General features: G+C 62.5%; 17 protein-coding genes. 5 read left to right on the top strand and 12 right to left on the bottom strand.

Annotated elements, in window-relative coordinates:
- Positions 1-78 precede the first annotated feature (78 nt).
- Positions 79-1530: an MFS transporter gene (locus BOP96_RS13335; RefSeq protein ID WP_032902972.1), complete on the top strand. Its 1452-nt coding sequence runs from the start codon at positions 79-81 to the stop codon at positions 1528-1530.
- Between the two features lie 547 nt (positions 1531-2077).
- On the opposite strand, the gene BOP96_RS13330 is transcribed toward BOP96_RS13335, so the two are convergent.
- The 10 genes from BOP96_RS13330 to ccmA all read right to left on the bottom strand — a co-directional run bounded on the left by BOP96_RS13330 (position 2078) and on the right by ccmA (position 9439).
- Positions 2078-2473, bottom strand: a complete 396-nt coding sequence (locus BOP96_RS13330; protein WP_005786516.1) for a hypothetical protein — start codon at positions 2471-2473, stop codon at positions 2078-2080.
- Positions 2474-2489: 16 nt separating this feature from the next.
- Complete coding sequence (gene ccmI / locus BOP96_RS13325; RefSeq protein ID WP_073453041.1) at positions 2490-3680, bottom strand: c-type cytochrome biogenesis protein CcmI; 1191 nt, start codon at positions 3678-3680, stop codon at positions 2490-2492.
- Entirely contained in the window at positions 3673-4146 is a 474-nt protein-coding gene (locus tag BOP96_RS13320; protein ID WP_019820370.1) for a cytochrome c-type biogenesis protein, read from the bottom strand. The genes ccmI and BOP96_RS13320 overlap by 8 nt, the downstream gene beginning before the upstream one ends.
- A complete protein-coding gene (locus tag BOP96_RS13315; protein ID WP_014717705.1) occupies positions 4143-4679 on the bottom strand; it encodes a DsbE family thiol:disulfide interchange protein in 537 nt (178 codons plus the stop codon). The genes BOP96_RS13320 and BOP96_RS13315 overlap by 4 nt, the downstream gene beginning before the upstream one ends.
- Positions 4676-6664 (bottom strand): heme lyase CcmF/NrfE family subunit, encoded by a 1989-nt coding sequence (locus BOP96_RS13310; protein WP_014717704.1) that lies wholly within the window; start codon positions 6662-6664, stop codon positions 4676-4678. Before BOP96_RS13310 ends, BOP96_RS13315 begins: the two co-directional genes overlap by 4 nt.
- Before the next feature lie 3 nt (positions 6665-6667).
- A complete protein-coding gene (gene ccmE, locus BOP96_RS13305) occupies positions 6668-7126 on the bottom strand; it encodes a cytochrome c maturation protein CcmE (RefSeq protein WP_014717703.1) in 459 nt (152 codons plus the stop codon).
- A complete protein-coding gene (gene ccmD, locus BOP96_RS13300; protein WP_003172771.1) occupies positions 7123-7299 on the bottom strand; it encodes a heme exporter protein CcmD in 177 nt (58 codons plus the stop codon). Before ccmD ends, ccmE begins: the two co-directional genes overlap by 4 nt.
- Positions 7296-8051 (bottom strand): heme ABC transporter permease, encoded by a 756-nt coding sequence (locus BOP96_RS13295; protein WP_014717702.1) that lies wholly within the window; start codon positions 8049-8051, stop codon positions 7296-7298. The genes ccmD and BOP96_RS13295 overlap by 4 nt, the downstream gene beginning before the upstream one ends.
- An 87-nt stretch (positions 8052-8138) precedes the next feature.
- Complete coding sequence (ccmB, locus tag BOP96_RS13290; protein ID WP_014717701.1) at positions 8139-8807, bottom strand: heme exporter protein CcmB; 669 nt, start codon at positions 8805-8807, stop codon at positions 8139-8141.
- Positions 8804-9439, bottom strand: coding sequence for a cytochrome c biogenesis heme-transporting ATPase CcmA (ccmA, locus tag BOP96_RS13285; RefSeq protein WP_014717700.1), 636 nt, complete (start codon positions 9437-9439; stop codon positions 8804-8806). The genes ccmB and ccmA overlap by 4 nt, the downstream gene beginning before the upstream one ends.
- Before the next feature lie 200 nt (positions 9440-9639).
- Between ccmA and fliK the strand changes: the two genes are divergently transcribed.
- Both fliK and BOP96_RS13275 read left to right on the top strand, forming a co-directional pair.
- A complete protein-coding gene (fliK, locus tag BOP96_RS13280; RefSeq protein WP_014717699.1) occupies positions 9640-11217 on the top strand; it encodes a flagellar hook-length control protein FliK in 1578 nt (525 codons plus the stop codon).
- Positions 11214-11543, top strand: a complete 330-nt coding sequence (locus BOP96_RS13275; protein ID WP_014717698.1) for an EscU/YscU/HrcU family type III secretion system export apparatus switch protein — start codon at positions 11214-11216, stop codon at positions 11541-11543. Before fliK ends, BOP96_RS13275 begins: the two co-directional genes overlap by 4 nt.
- A gap of 70 nt (positions 11544-11613) precedes the next feature.
- Here the strand turns inward: BOP96_RS13275 and BOP96_RS13270 are convergent, their stop codons facing one another.
- Together BOP96_RS13270 and moaB are read right to left on the bottom strand one after the other, a co-directional pair.
- Positions 11614-12840 (bottom strand): molybdopterin molybdotransferase MoeA, encoded by a 1227-nt coding sequence (locus BOP96_RS13270; RefSeq protein WP_073453039.1) that lies wholly within the window; start codon positions 12838-12840, stop codon positions 11614-11616.
- Entirely contained in the window at positions 12824-13363 is a 540-nt protein-coding gene (gene moaB, locus BOP96_RS13265) for a molybdenum cofactor biosynthesis protein B (RefSeq protein ID WP_014717696.1), read from the bottom strand. The genes BOP96_RS13270 and moaB overlap by 17 nt, the downstream gene beginning before the upstream one ends.
- A gap of 76 nt (positions 13364-13439) precedes the next feature.
- On the opposite strand from moaB, the gene mobA reads away from it, so the two are divergent.
- Together mobA and BOP96_RS13255 are read left to right on the top strand one after the other, a co-directional pair.
- The gene (gene mobA / locus BOP96_RS13260) at positions 13440-14042 is read left to right on the top strand and encodes a molybdenum cofactor guanylyltransferase MobA (RefSeq protein WP_073453087.1); all 603 of its coding nucleotides are present in this window, start codon (positions 13440-13442) and stop codon (positions 14040-14042) included.
- Between the two features lie 79 nt (positions 14043-14121).
- Positions 14122-14343, top strand: coding sequence for a YgdI/YgdR family lipoprotein (locus tag BOP96_RS13255; protein WP_003189935.1), 222 nt, complete (start codon positions 14122-14124; stop codon positions 14341-14343).
- Positions 14344-14373 lie beyond the last annotated feature (30 nt).

Here is a 14373-nt window from a genome sequence, read left to right as displayed (position 1 = left end):
CTGACAGTTTAAACAAGGATCTAGAACATAGCGTTCGACGTAATTGTAGTAGGCGCGTGCCGTTCAGGGAGTGTGCATGTGCCGAATGAATTGATGGCCCTGTGTCAGGCATTGCCCCATGCAGCCATTCTCGGCTTCGGCATGGCCTTGGCCCAATCTTCGGTAGACCTGGACATCGTGGCGGAGGTCATGCCGCCGCCCATGCTGGCAGGATTGCTCATTTCCATGGGTAGCCTGGGGGATCGCAAAGGCCATCGCAAACTCCTGCTGATCGGCTCACTGGGGTTTACCCTGGTGTCGGTGATGACCGCTTATTCCAGCACCGCCACGCAGCTGGTCGTGGGACGCGCATGCATGGGGGTTTTCGGGGCGATGTTGATGCCGTCAACGCTGGCGCTGATTCGCTCAGTGTTCGAGGACCGGGAAGAGCGTCGCCTGGCCGTGGCGATCTGGGCAACCACCTTGACCGTCGGTTCTGCGCTTGGGCCGTTGGTCGGCGGCATATTGCTGGAGTTCTTCAGTTGGGGGTCGATTTTTCTCCTGGCCGTACCGGTGCTGGTGCCTCTGTTGATCCTCGGCCTCTGGCTGCTGCCTGAGTCCGAGCCGGACGCGTCGGGGCCGATGGATGTCATCAGCATTGCGCTCTCGATGGTCGCCCTCAGTGCGCTGGTGTACAGCATCAAGCATGTCGCCAGTGAAGGGCCGGACGCCTGGGCACTGGCGGTATTGGCCGTTGCAATCGTGAGCGGCTGGCAATTCGTACGCCGTCAGTTGCGCCTCCCTACCCCCTTGATGGACCTGAGCCTGTTTCGCAACAAGACGTTCAGCGGCTCGGTGACCATTAACCTGATGAGCCTGGCCTTCATGATCGGCTTCGTGTTCTTTGCCACTCAGTTGCTGCAAATCGTCCTGGGCATGTCGCCCTTGAACGCCAGCCTGGCGTTGATACCGGGCCAGCTCATGGCGATTGTGGTGGGGATCCTGATCGTCCCGGTCGCCCAGCGCGTCTCGGTCAATGTCCTGATTCCCATCCTGCTGGCCTTCACTGCCGGCGCGTTTTTGCTGGTGGCCAGCCTCGGTAGCAGTTTGACGGTGATCGTGGTTGCGTTTGCCTTGCTGAACATTGGCGTCGGCGCCATTGCTACCGTCTCTAACGACGTGATCCTGTCGGCCGCCCCAGCCAACAAAGCCGGCGCCGCGTCAGCCATCAGCGAGACGGCCTATGAAGTCGGCGTAGTACTCGGCACCACCGTGCTCGGTGGCCTGGTGACGGCGTACTACCGTGGCACGCTGCACCTACCGGACTTCTTGAGCCCTATGCAAATGCAACTGGCAAGCGAAACCTTGGCAGGCGCGCACGCAATCTCGGCCACCCTGGCGCACGACCAGGCCAGTGAAGTCATGGGCAACGCTATACAGGCATTTGTAGGAGGGACTCAACTGATGGCCTGGGCCACCTTCAGCTTGGCGGTGCTGGCCATTGTCATCGCCAGGCGCACATTGAAAGGCCAGGAGACTGCGCCGGTGTGAAGTGGGTGCGGGCGGACGAACCAAGTACATCTTGAGTGCGGGGGTAACCCGACAGGACGCCGGGTTAGATCCAACATCCCGATCGACTGTCAGGCCGCCTTCGCGAGCAAGCCCGCTCCCACACTTGGATTGCGGGGCGTCAGGTAGATAGGTATCGGCTGGCAGGCCGTCATCGCAGGCAAGCCAGCTCCCACAATTGGTCAGGTGTCGGCTGTCAGGCAAGCTGCCGCCCAACTATAGGGCGATGCGAGGGAGCTTGCTCCCGTGACGGCTTGACAGCCGACGCTGGGCCAACTGAAGCGCTGCGATCCAAATGTGGGAGCTGGCTTGCCTGCGAAGGCGGCTTGGCAGCCGACCAATATGTTGGATCCAGACCGAGTACATATCCGTTATTGAGGTAACAGCCACTTAGGGTTCCGCCCAACGGCGGCTACAATCTACAAAGTTGTGTAGATACCTATAGTCATCGCAGGCAAGCCAGCTCCCACAGTGGAGAGCATTTCAAATCGGAAATAAAAAAAGGCGACCTGAACACGGTCGCCTTTTGTCATTGCGCGTACTGCTTGCTTAGCCCCGGCGGCACGCCCTGCACGTTGGTTTCTTCCCATGGCCCGTTGGGGCTGATGGACCGGCTCCAGCCGTTGCTCCAGCGGTAGTAGGTGCGCTGGCGGTAGAAGGTGTCAGGCTGGTCATCCAGCACGTACACCTGCATCTTGCCGTCCCAGTGGCTGGCGGCGCCCGGCGGTGGGGCGAAGGTCGGCGATTTGCTTGGCAGAGGCTTGGGCGGCGGCGTCACCGGGCCAGATGGTTTGGTGCTCGGCTGGGTCGAGGGGCCAGACGGTGGAATAGTCGGGCCGGTCGGCGCCGCAGGTGGGCGGTGGACCGCACAGGCGCTCAGGCCCAGTACCAGGCTGAGCAGGGTGATGCGTGCAAATGCGGTCATGGGTGTGTCCTCAGAATTACTGGTCCGGAGTGTCGATGGTCAATTGCTGCAGCGCAGTGGTGCTGCTGGCCAACGGTTGGCTGCGGCCGATCCATTCGCCAGCGGTCGGTTGGCCGGCCCGGGATATGCGCGCAACCAGTTGGACTTCGGGGAAGTTGGACAGTTTCAACTGCGGCATCATCGCGTCGGCATCGCCCAGTTCGACGGTGACCGGCAATGCGTCGACGGTTACACGCTTGGCCGCCAAGGGCGCCGGGGGGTCGTTTACGGCGCGGGCGAAGATGAACACGCTGTCGCCTGGCAGGGCCTTGGCTTTCACCTCGGCAGATACGTCCACCCGCACGGTCAGCAGCGCCTTGGGCGCCTGAGCCAGGCTGCCACCGCTCTCCTTGAGCTTCTCTGCTGCGCGGTCAATTCCGCCTTGCAAGGCGACACGGGAATTGTCCTCTGGCGGCAGTTGCGCGAGCAGGCGGTTCCAGTAGTCGATGGCTTCCTGATAACGCTGGCCCTCAAAGGCAGCGATACCCAACAGGCCAAGGCTGGTGACTTCCTTGGGGTCGAGCTTCAAGGCTTCGTCGGTCAGCGCCTGAACCTGAGGCGACCATTGTTTGTTGTCGGCAAAGTACTGCGCCTGGGCCCATTGGCCGAGCAGTTCCGGTTGGCGCCCGGCCAACGCAACCGTACGTTCAAAGACTTTGGCGGCATCGGCGGCACGGTCCTGGGCCATATAGGCGCGCCCAAGGAAGTACAAACCTTCTGCCGAATCCGGTTGCGCGGCGGCGGCGCGTTCCAGGCGGCGGGTCATGTCGGCCATGGACACCGGCGGTTGGGAAAACTCACGGGTCAGTTCAACCTTGTCGCTCGCCCCATAATGCAGGTACAGCGCCACGCCCAGCACAGGCACCAGAAACGCCGCCAAAAACGGCAGCGGTTTGCCTAACCGCGATTCGCGGGGTTTTTCCACACCTTCGGTGTCGGCCAGCAACTCGCGGGCCGCTTCGGCGCGGCCGGTATCAAGTTGCGCGGTATTCAACACACCTTCGTCCTGCTGCGCTTGCAGCTCGGCGACGCGTTCCTGGTACAGCGCCACGTTCAACGCGGTGCGATCCTCTTCACGCTGGGCACGACGGCCACGCAACACAGGGATCAACAGGAAACTCAGGGCAATCAGTAGCAGCAAACCGGCTGCGAGCCAGAAATCAATCATCAGTCTTGGTGTCCAGCAATTGGTCGAGGCGTTTACGCTCTTCAGGGGACAGCGCATCGGCGCCATCAATCGGTGCGACACGGCGCCGACGCACGATCACGGCCATTACCACCACGCCGGCCAGCAACAGCCCGGCCGGGCCAAACCACAGCAGCGCGGTCTTGCCGGTGAGTGCCGGTTTGTAGCGTACGAAATCACCGTAGCGGTCGACCATGAAGTCGATGATCTGCTGGTCGTCCTTGCCCTCCCCCAGCATGCGGAAAATCTCTCTGCGCAGGTCGGTGGCGATCGGGGCGTTGGAGTCGGCGATGTCCTGATTCTGGCATTTGGGGCAGCGCAGTTCCTGGGTCAGGTCGCGGAAACGCTCACGCTCGGCGTCGTTGGCGAATTCATAGGTGTCGATGGCGGCGTGGGCCACGCCGGCCAGGCCCAGGGTTAAAACGGCAGCGGTCAACCAACGCTTCATGGCTTGGCCTCATCGACCAGGGCCTGGTACTTGGCGGCCAGTTGCTCGCGCCACACCGTTTCGTCGATCACGCCGACGAACTTGTCACGAATCACACCCTTGGCATCGATGAAGAAGGTTTCCGGCGCGCCGTACACGCCCAGGTTCAACCCCAGGTTGCCGTCTTCGTCGCGGATATCCAGCTGGTACGGGTTATGAAATTCCGCCAACCACTTCACGGCCGCCGCATTGTCGTCCTTGTAGTTGATGCCGTAGATCACCACGCCCTTCTCGGCCAGCTTGTTCAGCACCGGGTGTTCGACGCGGCAAGAGATGCACCAGGTGGCCCACACGTTGACCAGCGCCGGCTTGCCCTGCAAATCTGCCTGGGTCAGGGTCTTGTCACCCTGCACCGTTGGCAGGTTGAAGGCGGGGAACGGCTTGCCGATCATCGCCGAAGGCAGCTCGGCCGGGTCCAGGTACAACCCGCGATACAGGAACACCGCCACCAGCAGGAACATCGCCAGCGGCACAACCATCAACCAACGCTTCATACCGCAGCTCCCGAAAGGCCAAGCGCTTCACGCACCCGGCTCTTGACCTTGACCCGATAGCGCCGGTCCAGCGCTGCGAGCAACCCGCCGAACCCGGTGAGCAACCCGCCGAACCAGATCCAGCGCACGAACGGTTTGACATGCACGCGCACGGCCCAGGCGCCATCGCCCAGAGGTTCACCGAGGGCCACATACAGGTCACGGGTGAAACCTGCGTCAATGCCAGCCTCGGTCATCATCGAACTTTGCACGGTGTACAGGCGTTTCTCCGGGTGCAGCACGGCGATTTCCTTGCCATTGCGCACCACGCGCACCGTGCCTTTGTCGGAGGTGAAGTTCGGCCCTTCAAAGTGCTTGGCACCTTCGAAGATGAAGTGGTAACCGGCCAGGTCCATGGACTCGCCCGGCGCCAGGCGCAGGTCGCGCTCGGCGCTGTTCTGGCTGGACAGCACCACCCCAAGGGCGCACACCGCAATACCAATGTGGGCGATCTGCATGCCCCAATAGCTGCGGGTCAGAGTGGGCAGGCCTTTGATCAGGCCTTTGTGGCGCGTCTTGTCGACGATGTCCCGCGCCCCCGCCAGCAACACCCAGGCCGCCAGCAGGAAGGTGGCGAGTACCGCCCAATTGAAGTCGCCGTAGGCAAACCCGGCGATCACCGCCAGGGCCACGCTGCCGAGCAGCACCGGCATCAGCATGCCCGCCAGCCATTTCACCGGGGTGTCTTTCCAGCGCACCAGCACGCCGACCGCCATCACTACCATCAACAGGCCCATCAACGGGATGAACAACGCATTGAAGTACGGCGGCCCCACGGACAGCTTGGCGCCGCTCAAGGCATCCAGTACCAGCGGGTAGAGGGTGCCGAGCAGGATCATCGATGCAGCCACCACCAGTACCAGGTTATTGCCCAGCAACAGGGTCTCCCGCGACCACAGGTTGAAACCGACGTGGCTCTTGACCACCGGAGCACGCAGGGCGAACAGGGTCAGGGAACCGCCGACCACAAACAGCAGGAAGATCAGGATGAACACGCCGCGCTCAGGGTCTGAGGCAAACGCATGCACCGAGGTCAGCACGCCCGAGCGCACCAGGAAAGTGCCGAGCAGGCTGAGGGAAAACGCCGCGATGGCGAGCAGTACCGTCCAGCTCTTGAACACGCCACGCTTTTCGGTGACGGCCAGGGAGTGAATCAGCGCGGTACCCACCAGCCACGGCATGAAGGAGGCGTTTTCCACCGGGTCCCAGAACCACCAGCCGCCCCAGCCAAGTTCGTAATAGGCCCACCACGAGCCCAGGGTGATACCGATACCGAGGAAGGCCCAGGCGACGATGGTCCATGGCCGTGACCAGCGCGCCCAGGCGGCGTCGAGACGCCCGCCGAGCAAGGCGGCGATGGCGAACGCGAAGGCCACAGAAAAGCCCACATAGCCCATGTAGAGCATCGGCGGGTGCACGATCAGGCCGATATCCTGCAGCAACGGGTTGAGGTCGTGACCGTCCACCGGGATCTGCGGCAGGATGCGGGTGAACGGGTTGGAGGTCATGATCAAAAACAGCAGGAAGCCGATGCTGATCATGCCCATCACCGCCAGCACCCGCGCCAGCATCACTTGCGGCAATTGGCGCGAGAACACCGATACAGCGAAGGTCCAGCCGCCGAGGATCAAGGCCCACAACAGCAATGAACCTTCGTGGGCGCCCCACACGGCGCTGAACTTGTAGTACCAGGGCAAAGCGCTGTTGGAATTGTTGGCGACGTAGGCGACGGAAAAATCGTCGGTCATGAAGGCGTAGGTCAGGCAACCAAAGGCGAACAGCAAGAAGGCAAACTGGCCCCAGGCGGCAGGCTGCGCCAGGCTCATCCACAGGCGGTCGCCGCGCCAGGCACCGAGCAAGGGCACCACGGCCTGGACCACGGCAAAGCACAGCGCGAGGATCATCGCCAACTGGCCCAGCTCCGGAATAAACAGTGCGGACGTCATGGCTCAGCCCTCCTTGACTGGGGTGGCGGGCGCGGTTTGGCCGCTGTCTTTCAAGGCTTTGGTGACCTCGGGCGGCATGTATTTTTCATCGTGCTTGGCCAGCACTTCGTCAGCCACCACCACGCCGTCGGCGTTGAGCTTGCCCAGGGCGACAATGCCCTGGCCTTCACGGAACAGGTCCGGGAGGATGCCGCGATAGGTGATGGTCACGGCCTTGTTGAAATCGGTGACCACGAAGGTCACGTCCAACGAATCGCCGGAACGCTTCAACGAGCCCTGCTCCACCATGCCGCCAGCGCGGATGCGCGTATCGACCGGTGCCTCGCCATTGGCGATCTGGGTGGGCGTGTAGAACAGGTTGATGTTCTGCTGCAGGGCGCTCAGGGCCAGGGTCACGGCAATGCCGACGCCGGCCAGGATGGCAAGGATGATCAACAGACGCTTTCTACGCAGCGGATTCACTTTTCGGTCTCCCGGCGCAGACGTCGCGCCTCTTGTTGCAGGTAACGCTTGCGGGCCAGGATCGGCGCGGCGACGTTGAGGGCCAGCACCGCCAGGCAGATGCCATAGGCCGTCCAGACATACAGGCCGTGGTGGCCCATGGCGAGAAAATCACTGAAAGAAGCAAAACTCATCCACGTGCTCCCAGGCAGCTTTGCACTTCGGCCTTTACCCAACTGGTACGGGCTTCACGCTTGAGCACTTCAAGGCGCATGCGCAGCAGCAGTACGGCGCCGAAGAAACAGTAGAAACCCAGCACCATCAGCAGCAACGGCGCCCACATTTCCACGGGCATCGCCGGTTTCTCGGTGAGGGTGAAGGTGGCGCCCTGGTGCAGGGTGTTCCACCACTCCACCGAGTACTTGATGATCGGGATGTTGATCACGCCGACAATCGCCAGCACCGCGCAGGCCTTGGCGGCGCTGTCACGGTTGCTGATGGCGTTGCCCAGGGCAATCAGGCCGAAATACAGGAACAGCAGGATCAGCATCGAGGTCAGGCGCGCATCCCACACCCACCATGAGCCCCAGGTCGGCTTGCCCCAGATCGCACCGGTCACCAGCGCCACGGCGGTCATCCACGCACCGATGGGCGCGGCGCATTGCAGGGCTACATCGGCCAGCTTCATCTTCCATACCAGGCCGACGATGCCGCACACCGCCAGCATCACGTAGCAGGACTGGGCCAGCATCGCGGCAGGCACGTGGATATAGATGATGCGAAAGCTGTTGCCTTGCTGATAGTCCGGCGGCGCAAAGGCCAGGCCCCAGACCAGGCCGATGCCGATCAGCAGGATGGCGGCGATACTCAACCACGGCAGCAGCTTGCCGCTGATGCCATAAAACCATTTGGGCGAGCCGAGCTTGTGAAACCAGGTCCAGTTCATTGCTGTTTCCATCACGGTGCTTTTCGTCGTGGCGAAAAGCTCAGGGTCTTTACTGACTCAGCGTTATTGACGCCGGGTCAGACCTCATTATTCACCGACGCTGATTTTCAGGCCGGCGGCTATAGCAAAGGGTGTCAGGGTTACCGCCAGGGCGGTCAGGCTACCCAGCCACAAGAGGTAACCGGTCGCCGGCATCCCCATAAGCGCGGCTTGCAAAGCGCCGCTGCCCAGGATCAACACCGGGATATACAAAGGCAGAATCAACAGGGCCAGTAACAGGCCGCCCCGTTTCAAGCCGACGGTCAACGCTGCGCCCACCGCCCCCAACAGGCTGAGCACCGGCGTGCCGAGTAACAAGGACAGGAGCAACACCGGCAGGCATTCAACGGGCAACCCGAGCATCATGGCAAGCAGTGGCGAGAGCAAGACTAGCGCCAAGCCGGAAAAAACCCAGTGTGCCAGCACCTTGGCCAGTACCAGAAGTGGCAAAGGGTGCGACGAAAGGACCCACTGTTCCAGGGAACCGTCTTCGAAATCACTGCGAAACAGCCCGTCCAGCGAGAGCAAAACCGATAAAAGTGCGGCGACCCACACCAGTCCTGGGGACAAGGTTTGCAACAGTTTAGTCTCCGGGCCAACCGCCAGCGGGAACAGCGCGATCACGATGGCAAAGAACACCAGCGGGTTGGCCAGTTCGGCGGGGCGACGGCACAACAGCCGGGCTTCGCGGGCGACCAACAGGGCGAACACACTCATAGCGACCACCGCCCAAGGTCCAGCTCACGGTAGCCAGCGGGCATACGCGCCAAGGTGTGGTGGGTGGTGAGCACCACCAGGCCACCTTGCTCGCAGTGCTGGGCCAGATGTGCTTCGAGTTGAGCCACGCCTTGTTTGTCGAGGGCCGTGAAAGGTTCGTCGAGAATCCACAACGGCGGGCCGGGCAAGTACAAGCGGGCCAGGGCCACGCGGCGCTGCTGGCCGGCGGACAGGGTGTGGCAGGGGACGTCCTCAAAGCCCTTGAGGCCCACCGCGGCCAGGGCCTGCCAGATGGCGTCACGGGAAGCAGGATGATGCAGGGCGCTGAGCCAACTGAGGTTTTCTTCAGCGGTGAGTACGTCCTTGATGCCAGCGGCGTGGCCGATCCAGACCAGGTTGCGCGCAAGCTCGCTACGCTGCTCGTGCAACGGTTTGCCGTTGAGCCGCACCACGCCGGCCGTCGGCTGCATCAACCCGGCCAGCAGGCGCAGCAGGCTGGTCTTGCCGCTGCCATTGGGGCCACTGATTTGCACCATGTCGCCCCCCGAAAGCCGCAGGTCGAGTTGCTCGAACAGCAGGCGCAGGTCGCGTTCACAGGCAAGCGCTACGGCTTCAAGAAGAGGGCTGGTCAAGAGATCGCGGGCCTTTACGGTTCAAGTCGGCGGTGCAGCGGCCGTTATAGTGAGATGCACAATAACGACTTTGGCGACCGATTTTAGAGAGCTGGATCAAATAGTTGTGAGGTTTTTACCGCTCTCTTTGCAGACGGACGGCATTATACATGCGATGTCCTACTCTAAAGAGGGCAATTTCCCCAGAGACGATGCGCACGATGACCGGCGAGATCAACCTTCCTCCACTGCCGCCAACCTCCGCACCCGGGCCCACTCCGCTGCCTGGGGCCGGCGCGTTGCTCAAACTGCTGGAGCCGCAGGCCGGGTTGATCGACCCGGGGAAAACCGTGAACGCCGAGGTCATCGCGCTTAAACAAGGCGGCGAGGCCTTTCAGTTATTGCTCAAACTGACCCTCGCCGGCGGTCGCCAGACGCTGGTGCAAGCCAGCAGCGCCCAGCCCTTGCCCCTGGGCAGCAATGTGGCGGTTAGCCAGACGCCTGCGGGCAACCTGGCCATTACCTTGCAGCAAGCCATGAGTGCCAACGTGGCCGCCCTCACCCGCCTCGACACTAACCAAATACCGGTGGGTACGTTATTGCAGGCCAAGGTGCTGACCACGCAGATGCTGCCCCAGGGCACGGCGCAACCGGCGATCTATCGCTCGCTGGTGAGTGTGCTCAATAACGCCCTGGCCGGTGCCACCCTCACCCTGGAAAGCCCTCAACCGCTGAGGGTGGGCAGCTTGCTCAGCGCCGTGGTGCAGAACGCGCAGACCCTGAACTTCGTACCGCTAAGCGGCCTGAAGGACCAACTGGCCGTGACGCAGCAACTTGCCACTCAGCAAAGTCGCCAAGGCTCGCTGGATGCGGTGTTCACCGCCTTGCAAAACCTGCCCCGTGGCGACAGCACATCGGCCGAGCTGCGGGCCGCCGCCGAGCGCTTGCTGGCGGCGTTGCCCGATCTGGCACAGGTCAGCAATCCCAAGATACTGGCCCAGGTGGTGCAGAACAGCGGCGCCTTTCTGGAAGCCAAATTGCTTGCCGGGCAGAACCCGCAAATCCCACCGCTGGACATGAAAGGCGCGCTGTTACGCCTGGTCGCAGACCTTTTGCCCGCCTTGCCTGCCAGTACCAACCTGAATGCGATCCTCGCCGCCAATACCCTGGCCCAGGTGTTGCCGCACTTCGTGCGCAGCCCGTTGAACACCCTCGGCCAGGTCGGCGCCCGGCAGATACCCGCCGGCTTCCCGCTGCCCGAGCGGCTCATGGCAAAACTGGAAGGTGAAGGCGACTTGGAAAGCCTGCTACGCCTGGCCGCCGGGGCGATCTCGCGCTTGCAGAGCCATCAACTGTCGAGCCTGGAACAGACCGGCATCACCGCCGATGGCCGCCTGCAAACGACCTGGCAGTTGGAGATCCCCATGCGCACCCTGCAAGACATTGTGCCGTTGCAGGTCAAGTTCCAACGCGAGGAGCCCGCGCCAGACAAGGACCAGCCCGAGCGCAAGGATAAAAAAGACCCGAAACAGATGCTCTGGCGCGTAGAACTGGCCTTCGACATGGAGCCGCTGGGGCCACTGCAGGTTCAGGCGCAGTTGTCTCAAGGCAAACTGTCCAGCCAGCTGTGGGCCAGCCGCCCATTCACCGCCAGCCTGATCGAAAGCCATTTGGGCAGCCTGCGCGAGCGCCTGGTGTCATCCGGGCTTAACGTCGGCGACCTGGATTGCCATCTGGGCACCCCGCCCCGTGGGCCAAAAACCGGACTGGAGCAACGCTGGGTGGATGAAACCGCATGAAAAACGCCGCCCCACCCCGCCAGGCCATCGCCCTCAAGTACGACGGCCAACAGGCCCCCACCCTGACGGCCAAAGGCGACGACGCCCTGGCCGAAGCCATCCTCAAATTGGCACGGGAGAATGAAGTACCGATCTATGAAAACGCCGAGTTGGTGAAGCTGCTGGCGCGCATGGAACTGGGGGACAGCATTCCGGAAGAGTTGTACCGCACGATTGCCGAGATCATTGCGTTTGCCTGGACGTTGAAGGGCAAGTTCCCGGCCGGCTACGACCCGGAAGCAGGGCCAGTAGAGCGGGATGTCACTGAGCAGGGTGACGATTACTGATTGCTCATGAGCTCCCCACACATCCAACTGTGGGAGCTGGCTTGCCTGCTCCCACATTTTTGATCTGTGTTCAGTTCAGGACTTCGCTCAAAGGAATGAAGTTGACCCGGTCGCCGATGGCCAGCGTGGTGCCTTCCACTACCTCCACAAAGCCTTCAGCCCACGCCGCACTGCGCAGCACCCCGGAGCTTTGGTTGCGGTAGATGATCGCCTTGCCCTGTTCGATCCGCCCGCGCAGGTACTCGCGGCGGTTGCCGGGCTTGGGCCAGACGAACCCTGCCGGCACTTCGAAGCGCAGCGGCTGCACCTGCAGCACACCTTGACGGCGCAGCAGATACGGGCGCGCCAACAGCGCAAAGGTCACCAGGGTCGAGGCCGGGTTTCCCGGCAGGCCGATCACCGGCACGCCACGAAAATGCCCGAAGGTCAGCGGCTTGCCCGGTTTGATCGCCAGTTTCCACAGCGCCAGCTCACCCTCTTCCCGCAAGGCAATGCCAAGGAAGTCCGCTTCGCCCACCGACACACCGCCGGTCGAGAGGATCAGGTCAACGCTGCCCAGCCCCGCCAGGCGCGCGCGGGTCTGTTCCAGATCATCCGGTAGAATCCCGGCATCAATCACTTCGCAGCCCATGCGCCCAAGCCAACTGCACAGCACGCGGCGGTTGCTGTTGTAGATCTGCCCAGGGCCGAGCGGCAACCCTGGCTCGATCAGTTCATCGCCGGTCGACAACACGGCCACGCGCACGCGCCGCACCACCTCGAGACGATCACGTCCAAGAGACGCGGCCAAACCGAGTTCGATAGGGCCCAGGCGGGTACCGGCACTGAGTACGGTCTCGCCGACCGTGGTCTCTTGGCCCTGAGGCCGGATGTTGTCGCCCATCTGCAATGGCTCGGTGAAACTCACGCGCTGGTCGGCATGCACCACGGCGTTTTCCTGCATTTGCACGCAGTCAGCGCCTTGGGGCACCGGCGCGCCGGTAAAGATGCGTGCGCAGGTGCCGGCCGCCAAGGGTTCAGGGGCAGTGCCGGCGAAAATCCGCTGGCTCACCACCAAGGGTTCGCCGGTCCAGTCCGCCAGGCGCACGGCGTAGCCGTCCATGGCACTGTTGGGCCACGGTGGCAGGTCGAGTGTGGAGATCAGATCCTGGGCCAATACCCGGCCATCACACTCAGCCAGGGACAGTACTTCCTCCTCGCGGATCGGCGCGGCGGCGGCCATGTCGAGCAAACGTTGCAGGGCTGCCTCCACCGGCATCAGGGCGCCGGTCTTGCCGGGCTTATCCACGGGATTCACAAGGTTCTGCCTGCTTCAGATGCGGGACGAAATTGCACGGGCGGTGACGGTTATCCAACTGCTCGGCGAGGATGCCGTCCCAACCGGTGCGCACGGCATTGGTGGAGCCTGGCAGGCAGCACACCAGGGTGCCGTTGGCCAACCCCGCCAAGGCGCGCGATTGTACGGTGGAGGTGCCGATATCGGCCACGGATATCTGGCGGAACAGCTCGCCAAAACCATCGACCTGCTTGTCGAGCAGGCAGCTCACTGCTTCAGGGGTACTGTCGCGACCGGTGAAGCCGGTGCCGCCGGTAATCAGCACCACCTGCACCACGTCTTCAGCGATCCAGTGGGCCACCTGGGCGCGAATCTTGTAGAGGTCGTCCTTGAGCAGCACGCGCTCGGCCAGGCGGTGGCCGGCGGCGGTGAGGCGGTCGACGAAGACCTGGCCGGAGGTGTCAGTCTCCAGGGTGCGGGTGTCGCTGACGGTCAATACAGCAATATTCAGGGGTACAAAGGGCGCATCGGCCTTGGCTTTCATGGCACGGTCCGGTTGTCGAAGGAACAGCCCGGTGTTATATCACAGGCCCCTGTTTCCCTGCCGCAGCGCAACCACCATGACGTTTGAATTTTCCTCACTGCCGTGTTCGATCCTATTGCTCGCCGGTGGTCGCGGCCAACGCATGGGCGGCCAGGACAAAGGGCTGCTGGAATGGCAAGGCCAGCCCTTGATCGCCCACCTGCACCAGTTGGCCCGGCCGCTCACCGATGACCTGATCATCTCGTGCAACCGCAACCATGAACGCTACGCGCCCTATGCCGACCAGCAGGTGAGTGACGACAACCCGGACTTCCCCGGCCCGCTGGCCGGTATCCGTGCGGGACTCTTCGCCGCACGCCATGCGCATCTGCTGATATTGCCTTGCGATGTGCCGCAGGTCGATGCGCGACTGCTGGCCGACCTGCGTGCGACCGCACGACGCAACCCGCAGATACCGGTGATGGTGCGCCAGGGTGAATGCTGGGAACCCTTGCTGTGCATCATTCCCACAAGCCTGAAAAACCAGGTGGAAGAGGCATGGCAAGCGGGTGAGCGCAGCCCGCGCAAGCTCTGGCTGCAACTGGGCGCGGTGGCCGTGGAATGCCCGGCCGATGACCCACGCCTGGCCAATCTTAATACGCCCGAGCTGTTGCACCCCGGGGCTGGCATGTCAGAATGAACCCTGCACAAGGAACTTTGCCGGCGTCCCGTACGTCACAAGGTCAGCAATTTAAAAGTATTCTCTCGGAGACAAACTCATGACTCAACGGACCATCGCCGCTCTCATGCTTGCACTGGGCCTCGCCACCCTCGCCGGTTGCGCCTCGCCAACAGTGATCACCCTGAATGACGGTCGCGAAATCCAGGCCGTCGACACCCCGAAATACGATGAAGATTCGGGCTTCTACGAATTCGAACAACTGGACGGCAAGCACACCCGTATCAACAAAGATCAGGTTCGCACCGTTAAAGACCTGTAAGCTTCAGCGCTTGCACACAAGGCCCGCCTA

It is taken from the genome of Pseudomonas sp. FSL W5-0203 (genome assembly GCF_001896155.1).
In the GTDB taxonomy this organism is placed as follows: Bacteria; Pseudomonadota; Gammaproteobacteria; order Pseudomonadales; family Pseudomonadaceae; genus Aquipseudomonas; species Aquipseudomonas paracarnis.
The sequence above is the reverse complement of the archived record's forward strand: the minus strand, read 5'-3'. Positions and strand labels throughout refer to the sequence as shown.